The organism is Planktotalea sp. (genome assembly GCF_039984035.1).
In the GTDB taxonomy this organism is placed as follows: Bacteria; Pseudomonadota; Alphaproteobacteria; order Rhodobacterales; family Rhodobacteraceae; genus Planktotalea.
Genome location: NZ_JBDWVM010000278.1, coordinates 1 through 7,587, shown reverse-complemented (window position 1 = coordinate 7,587; position 7,587 = coordinate 1). Strand labels below are relative to the sequence as shown.

The window sequence follows — 7,587 nt, the reverse complement described above, 5'->3', positions numbered from 1 at the left end:
TGACGACGAGCGCATTCGTGGTTTGCTACAGAAATTTCTTATGCGGAATGGGTTTCTTGTCACATCAGCACGTGATGCGGCCCATGCGCGACGCATTCTATCAGGTCTCGATTTCGATCTGATCGTATTAGATGTGATGATGCCGGGCGAAGATGGCATCAGTCTGACGCGCGATCTGCGCAAGACGTCCGAAACGCCAATTATGTTGCTCACTGCCAAGGGTGAAACCGAAAACCGGATCGAAGGTTTGGAGGCAGGGGCAGATGATTATCTCGCCAAGCCGTTTGAGCCAAAAGAGCTGCTGCTCCGTATCAACGCGATCCTGCGTCGTATGCCAGAAGCGGATGCTGCTGATTCAGTACCTAAGGTGCTCCACCTCGGCCCCGTGCGCTACGACATTGATCGCGGTGAAATGTGGAATGGCGATGATCTGGTCCGCCTCACAGCGACCGAGTCACAGCTCATGCGCATTTTCTCCAAACATGTGGGCGAGCCTGTGAGCCGCGCGCAACTGGTTGAAGACCTGGGCCGTGATCGCGGCCAAGCGCAAGAGCGCGCGGTTGACGTTCAAATCACCCGCCTGCGCCGCAAGATCGAGGTCGATCCGAAGCAACCCCGCTACATGCAAACCGTGCGCGGCGCTGGGTATATGCTGGCGCCTGATTAAACCATTCGAAATTTTGGAGCCGCGATGACCACTGCCCTCATCACCCATCCCGCATGCCTTGAGCATGTGACGCCAAATGGCCACCCTGAACAGGTGGCGCGGCTTGAGTACATTTTGAAAGCGTTAGACGGCAAAGAGCTGACACGCGTCAAAGCGCCAATGGGCAGCGAGGATGACATTCTGCGTTGCCATCCAGCGACCCATATCACTGACCTGCGCAGTGCATCGCCAGATACGGGCCACCGCCAGATTGATGGCGATACGTTTATGTCCCCCGGATCGCTCGATGCTGCGTTTCGTGCGGTTGGAGCTGTCACGAAAGCGGTGGACATGGTGATGAGCGGTGAGGCAGGCAATGCCTTTGCTGCGATCCGTCCGCCGGGGCATCACGCGGAAAAAACCACGGCGATGGGGTTTTGCCTGTTTGGCAATGTCTCGATTGGCGCGAAATATGCGTTGGAGCATCATGGTCTGAAACGCGTGGCTGTCGTTGATTTCGATGTGCACCACGGTAATGGTACGCAAGATTTACTCTGGAATGAACCGCGTGCCTTGGTGATCACATCCCAGCAAATGCCGCTTTGGCCCGGTACGGGCGAGCCGAGCGATAAGGGCGGATATGACAACGTTCTGAACCTACCTATTGCACCGGAAAGCACGGGCGATCAGATGCGAGCGCTCTATACGAGCGACGTTTTCCCGCGCTTGAGGGCATTTAAACCAGACATTATCTTTATCTCTGCCGGTTTCGATGCGCATCAGGATGATCCGCTTGCGAACCTCAATTGGTCCACTGGCGATTTCAAATGGCTCACCCAAGAACTTTGCAAAATTGCAGACGAATTGTGCGAGGGGCGTGTGGTCTCTGCGCTCGAAGGGGGCTATGACTTGGACGCGCTCGCAGATGCTGTGGGCGCACATGTAGATGCTTTGATGGAGGCCAGCGGATGGGCGACACCCCAGTTACCGAAATGAGTTTTGAGCAAGCCATGGGTGAGCTTGAGCAAGTCGTCAGCCAGCTAGAGCGCGGCGATGTTCCGCTTGAGCAATCCATTTCGCTTTATGAGCGCGGCGCAGAGTTGAAGAAACGCTGTGAGGCCAAGCTCAAAGAAGCCGAAGAAAAGGTCGCGGCGATCACTTTCGATGGCGATGGCGCACCAAAAGGAACAACGCCCGTCGAGGGCATGTGACCCTTCCCTTAGAAATGAAAGACTGGTCAGCGGCTGTTGACCAGCAGTTTGAGCACGTCTTGTCAGGCTTTGCCGACGTGCCTGTTGTGCATGCGATGCGCTATGCGACGACGGGCGGTAAACGTCTGCGCGCCTTTCTAGTCCGCGAAAGCGCGCGGGTCTGCGGCGCTGATGTCGCGCGTTCTATTTGGCCCGCTTGCGCGATTGAGGCGTTGCATGCCTATTCGCTCGTGCATGACGATCTTCCTTGTATGGATGATGATGATCTGCGGCGGGGCCAACCCACGGTTCATGTGAAATGGGACGATGCGACGGCTGTGCTTTGCGGCGATGCGTTGCAAACTTTGGCGTTTGAGATGATCAGTGATCCCTTATGTCACGATGATGCAGAGGTGCGCAGCGCGCTTGCGTTATCATTGGCCAAGGCGAGCGGCGGCGCTGGAATGGTTTATGGTCAAGCGCTCGACATTGCTGCGGAAACGGCAGAAGTGCCTTTAACGTTAGAGCAGATCATCGAGCTGCAAAATGGCAAGACAGGTGCCTTGATCACATGGTCTGCAACGGCTGGTGCGCGATTGGCTGGCGCTGATTTAAGGACGTTGACGCAATACGGCGATGCGCTTGGCCTCGCCTTTCAGATTGCGGACGATATCCTCGATGTTGAAGGGGACGCCGCCACGTTGGGCAAGGCCGCGCAGAAAGATGCGGATGCTGGTAAGGCAACGTTTGTGTCGTTGCTCGGGCTAGACGGGGCAAAGCGTCGCGCCGAAACTTTGGTGGAATCGGCCTGTGATGCGTTATCATCCTATGGAGATGACGCAAATTTGTTACGCGCGACCGCGCGGTTTGTTGTAGAGCGTCGTTCGTGACCAATTACCAAAGGGACATGCCTCATGTCTGATCGCCCAATCACTCCGCTTTTGGACCGCGTACAGCGGCCCAGAGATCTCAAGCAATTTTCGGATGCTGAGCTTGTTCAAGTCGCACAAGAACTGCGCTCTGAAACGATTTCGGCGGTTTCTGAAACAGGCGGTCATTTGGGTGCAGGTCTCGGGGTTGTTGAACTTACGGTGGCTTTGCACGCGATCTTCAACACGCCAAAAGACAAGATCATTTGGGACGTGGGGCACCAATGTTACCCGCATAAAATCCTGACAGAACGCCGCGACCGCATTCGAACGTTGCGTATGAAAGACGGCCTAAGCGGTTTCACCAAACGCAGCGAAAGCGTTTATGATCCCTTTGGTGCTGCGCATAGCTCCACCTCTATCTCTGCCGCGCTTGGGTTTTCCGTCGCGCGTGATTTAGGCGGAGAATGCCCTGGTGGCTTGGGGGATGCGATTGCTGTGATCGGCGATGGATCGATCAGCGCTGGTATGGCGTTTGAGGCGATGAACAACGCGGGTCATTTGAAGAAACGCATGTTCGTGATCCTGAATGACAACGAGATGAGCATCGCGCCGCCCGTGGGCGCGTTATCCTCATACCTCAGCCGCCTTTATGCAGAAGAGCCATTTCAAGAGTTGAAATCAGCCGCCAAAGGCGCGGTGAGCTTCCTGCCCGAACCCTTCCGTGAGGGTGCAAAGCGCGCCAAGGATATGCTCAAAGGTATGGCCGTTGGCGGTACGTTGTTCGAACAGTTGGGTTTCTCTTATCTTGGTCCGATTGATGGTCACGATATGGACCAACTGTTGCCCGTGCTGCGCACCGTTCATGCGCGCGCAACTGGGCCGGTTTTGATCCACGTGCTTACGAAAAAGGGCAAAGGCTATGCCCCCGCTGAGCGCGCACGCGACAAGGGCCATGCGACGGCTAAGTTCGATGTATTGACGGGCGAGCAAAAGAAATCACCCTCCAACGCGCCAAGCTACACCAAGGTCTTCGCTGAAAGTCTTTTGAAAGAGGCAGCCGCCGACGACAAAGTTTGTGCGATTACGGCAGCGATGCCAGATGGTACAGGTCTTAACCTATTTGCCGAACGTTACCCGAGCCGCTGCTTTGATGTTGCGATTGCAGAACAACATGGCGTGACGTTCTCTGCCGCCTTGGCCGCAGGCGGGATGAAGCCATTTTGTACCATGTATTCCACGTTCTTGCAGCGCGGTTATGATCAGGTGGTGCACGACGTTGCAATCCAACGCTTGCCAGTGCGTTTTGCGATTGATCGGGCGGGGCTCGTTGGCGCAGATGGCGCAACCCATGCCGGTGCGTTTGATATTGCCTATCTTAGCAACCTGCCCGGATTTACCGTGATGGCCGCTGCGGACGAGGCAGAGCTGGTGCACATGGTTGCCACAGCGGTTGCCCATGATGACGGCCCAATTGCCTTTCGCTTCCCGCGTGGTGAGGGCGTTGGCGTGGACATTCCAGAAAAAGGCGTGCCGCTGGAGATCGGTAAGGGTCGCATGATCCGAGAGGGCAAAGGTGTTGCGATCCTGTCCTTTGGCACGCGCTTGAAGGAGGTTGAGGATGCCTGTGATGCGTTGGCAGCTAAGGGGATCACACCCACAATTGCCGATGCACGGTTCTCCAAGCCACTGGATCGTGATTTGATCCTAAAGCTCGCTGAAGAGCATGAAGCGCTGATCACGATTGAAGAGGGCGCTGTTGGCGGATTTGGCAGTCATGTAGCCCAGCTTTTGGCGGAGGAGGGTGTGTTTGATACAGGCCTCAAATACCGCTCGATGGTCTTACCTGACATCTTCGTCGATCAGTCCGATCCGCGCGATATGTATTCTGTCGCGGCGCTGAATGCGGAGGACATCGAAGCGAAGGTTCTAAGCGTTCTGGGCATTGCGCAGATTGGGCATAAATCGGCATGAGTTTCGCGCTGACAGATTTGCCTGTCGGCTTTCATGACGATCCTTACTCACATTACGCAAAGCTGCGCGAGCAGGCCCCTGTTTGCGGGCAGGCTGATGGCTCGTTCATTGTGTCGCGTTACAACGATCTCGACGCGATTTATCGTGATGGCAAGCGTTTCATTTCCGACAAAAAGAAGGTGTTTACACCCAAGTTCGGAACCGATGCCCCCCTGTTCGAACACCACACGACGTCGCTCGTGTTCAATGATCCGCCACTTCATACCCGTGTGCGAAAGATCATGGTCGGAGCGATGAACCCGCGCGCCTTGGCGTCGATGGAACCGGGGCTAGTTTCGCTTGTGGACGAGTTGCTCGATGACATGCAGGGTCAGGGCACAGTTGATCTGATTGAGAGTTTCGCTGGCGCGATCCCGATCGAGGTCATTGGTAATCTCTTCGACATCCCACGCGATCAACGTGGCCCATTGCGCGATTGGTCTTTGGCCATCTTAGGGGCGTTGGAGCCTCAGTTGACCGAAGAGCAAGAAGCGCGGGGCAATGCGGCGGTACGGGATTTCGTCGCCTTCCTGCAAAAGATCGTTGATGAGCGTCGCAAGAATCCGGGCGATCCGCAAACGGATGTTTTGACTCGCCTGATCCAAAGTGAAGAAGGGCAGTTGAGCCCTGTAGAGCTTTATCAAAACTGCATCTTCATTTTGAACGCAGGGCATGAAACCACGACCAACCTGATCGGTAACGCGCTTTGGCTTTTGCAGGATGATATGGATGCTCGGCGCTGTCTTTTGGCAGAGCCACAATTGATCAATACGGCTGTTGATGAATTCCTTCGGATGGAAAGCCCAAACCAATTTGGCAATCGCCTGACCACCGAAGATATAACGCTTCACGGTATCAAAATACCGGCGGGAACTGATCTTCATCTGTGCATTGGTGCGGCGAATCGTGATCCTGCGCAGTTTGCGGATGCGGATCGGCTAAAGCTTGATCGCCGCCCTAACAAACACCTCGCATTTGCGGGGGGCGCGCATACTTGTGTTGGCCTGACGCTCGCGCGAATGGAAGGGCGTATTGCGGTTGGTAAGTTCATAGAGCGTTTTCCGAACTACGAAATCCTAAGCGGCAGCACACGATCCGAACGCATTCGCTTTCGCGGGTTTTCAACGCTACCTGCACGTCTCAAATAAAAATTGTATTTTCTTCCAAGGATTGACCATCGACGCGCGTCCTATGATCGTGATGCGCATGAACACGGGTGATACAGAGCTGGCCTTGGCCGCTGCGGGGGGAGACGCAAAAGCGTTCTCGCTCTTGCTGGAGCGATCTTATGATCGGCTCTTTGGCTTGTGCTTTCGCCTGACTGGTTCCCGATTTGAGGCAGAAGATCTGTGCCAGGACATTTGCGCCGCCTTGCCCGCCAAACTGATGCGCTTCGAAGGCGGATCAAGCTTTTCAACATGGCTCTATCGCGTTGCAGTGAATGCGTCCCATGACCGCCGCCGCCGCGCTGCCACGCGGTCAAAGGCGGCACAGGGTTGGGGCGATTGGGAAGTGAACCGCACCGAAGCGAACAAGGAACAGGCCGAAGCGCAGAATTGGCTGATGCAGGCGATTGGCAGCTTGCCCGATGATCTGCGCGATACGGTGGCATTGGTCATGGATGATATGAACCATCGTGATGTGGGCGAAGTTTTGGGCGTTTCTGAGGGCACTATCAGTTGGCGTATGAGTGAAGTGAAGAAGCGGCTGAAAGAGATAAAGGAGCGCGAGCAATGAGCGATGATTTCGACGATCTGAAACGCGCCTTTACAAGTGCGACACCCAAACCCGATGCTGCGCGCCGCGCTGAAAACCTTGCGCTCGCGCAGAAAAATTTCGATGCACTCCAAGGATCAAGCGCTGTGCCACGTCCTATTGTAGACGCCCCAAAGAGGGGCGATTTTGCAAAAGGAATTCGTGCTATGTTTGATGCTCTTACCTCAAAAGCTGGATTAACGGCGACAACTGCTCTGGCCGCGTTTGGCTTGGTTATGTTCACGCCTGCGTTGCGCGATGCAGCACCTAAGGCACCGCTGCTAGAGGTGCCAATCGTCGTGGAAGAAGCAGTGGTCGATTTTGCGATGGAAAGCGCAGTGATGGAGGCAGCGCCCGCGCCAAGCCCTGCTCCGCAGATGATGGCAAAATCTAGTAGCCGTGAACGAATTGCGCCGTTTGCGGGCCTGGTGGCTGATGCGCCCGCTGTCATGGTTGAAGCGGATACAGAGAGCTTTGCCTCTGCGCCTGAGAATGGCTTGAAAGTGGTGAGCGAGACACCTGTCTCAACCTTCTCCGTGGATGTGGACACCGCGAGCTATGCGATCATGCGTTCGTCCCTGATGAATGGACAATTGCCGCCAGCGGCGTCTGTACGCGTGGAAGAAATGGTGAACTATTTCCCGTATGAGTATGCTGCGCCGTCAGAGGGAGCTTTCGCAACTTCGCTCGCTGTGATGCCGACGCCTTGGAACGAAAACACCCAACTTCTGCGCATCGCACTGCAGGGAGAAATGCCAGAAGTGGAGGCGCGCCCGCCGCTTAATCTTGTGTTCTTGATCGATACCTCTGGATCGATGAACCAGCCGAACAAACTGCCACTGCTTAAACAATCCTTGCGTTTGATGTTGGGTCAATTGAGGGCAGACGATCAGGTCGCCATCGTGGCTTATGCGGGCAGCGCAGGGCAGGTGTTAGAGCCGACCGCCGCGTCTGAACGCGACACGATTCTGGGCGCACTGGATCGGCTCAGCGCGGGTGGCGGCACCAATGGGCAAGCCGGTTTGCAGCAGGCCTATGCGATTGCAAAATCGATGCAGAACGATGGCGAGGTGAGCCGCGTTTTGCTGGCGACGGATGGTGATTTCAATGTGGG

At 55.6% G+C, this 7,587-nt stretch carries 8 protein-coding genes; all 8 read left to right on the top strand.

The window, feature by feature from the left end; genetic code table 11:
• Positions 1-667, top strand: a 667-nt coding sequence (locus tag ABJQ89_RS12755) for a response regulator (protein ID WP_348496594.1), incomplete at its 5' end; no start/stop codon positions are given.
• A gap of 24 nt (positions 668-691) precedes the next feature.
• Positions 692-1,642, top strand: coding sequence for a histone deacetylase family protein (locus ABJQ89_RS12750; protein WP_348496593.1), 951 nt, complete (start codon positions 692-694; stop codon positions 1,640-1,642).
• Positions 1,615-1,857, top strand: a complete 243-nt coding sequence (locus tag ABJQ89_RS12745; protein WP_348496592.1) for an exodeoxyribonuclease VII small subunit — start codon at positions 1,615-1,617, stop codon at positions 1,855-1,857. Before ABJQ89_RS12750 ends, ABJQ89_RS12745 begins: the two co-directional genes overlap by 28 nt.
• A 14-nt stretch (positions 1,858-1,871) precedes the next feature.
• Positions 1,872-2,726: a polyprenyl synthetase family protein gene (locus ABJQ89_RS12740; RefSeq protein ID WP_348496595.1), complete on the top strand. Its 855-nt coding sequence runs from the start codon at positions 1,872-1,874 to the stop codon at positions 2,724-2,726.
• A gap of 24 nt (positions 2,727-2,750) precedes the next feature.
• The gene (dxs, locus tag ABJQ89_RS12735) at positions 2,751-4,679 is read left to right on the top strand and encodes a 1-deoxy-D-xylulose-5-phosphate synthase (RefSeq protein WP_348496591.1); all 1,929 of its coding nucleotides are present in this window, start codon (positions 2,751-2,753) and stop codon (positions 4,677-4,679) included.
• On the top strand, positions 4,676-5,866 hold the full coding sequence (locus ABJQ89_RS12730) for a cytochrome P450 (protein ID WP_348496590.1): 1,191 nt from the start codon (positions 4,676-4,678) through the stop codon (positions 5,864-5,866). Before dxs ends, ABJQ89_RS12730 begins: the two co-directional genes overlap by 4 nt.
• A gap of 43 nt (positions 5,867-5,909) precedes the next feature.
• Positions 5,910-6,455, top strand: coding sequence for an RNA polymerase sigma factor (locus tag ABJQ89_RS12725; RefSeq protein ID WP_348496589.1), 546 nt, complete (start codon positions 5,910-5,912; stop codon positions 6,453-6,455).
• The coding region (locus ABJQ89_RS12720; protein WP_348496588.1) for a von Willebrand factor type A domain-containing protein at positions 6,452-7,587 on the top strand (1,136 nt) is incomplete at its 3' end. The genes ABJQ89_RS12725 and ABJQ89_RS12720, both read left to right, overlap by 4 nt.

What these genes read in the sequence shown, in the direction of transcription:
- dxs (WP_348496591.1), top strand. Translation starts at nt 2,751, where the DNA reads ATGTCTGATCGCCCAATCACTCCGCTTTTGGACCGCGTACAGCGGCCC.
- ABJQ89_RS12725 (WP_348496589.1), top strand. Translation starts at nt 5,910, where the DNA reads ATGATCGTGATGCGCATGAACACGGGTGATACAGAGCTGGCCTTGGCC.
- ABJQ89_RS12740 (WP_348496595.1), top strand. Translation starts at nt 1,872, where the DNA reads ATGAAAGACTGGTCAGCGGCTGTTGACCAGCAGTTTGAGCACGTCTTG.
- ABJQ89_RS12745 (WP_348496592.1), top strand. Translation starts at nt 1,615, where the DNA reads ATGGGCGACACCCCAGTTACCGAAATGAGTTTTGAGCAAGCCATGGGT.
- ABJQ89_RS12750 (WP_348496593.1), top strand. Translation starts at nt 692, where the DNA reads ATGACCACTGCCCTCATCACCCATCCCGCATGCCTTGAGCATGTGACG.
- ABJQ89_RS12730 (WP_348496590.1), top strand. Translation starts at nt 4,676, where the DNA reads ATGAGTTTCGCGCTGACAGATTTGCCTGTCGGCTTTCATGACGATCCT.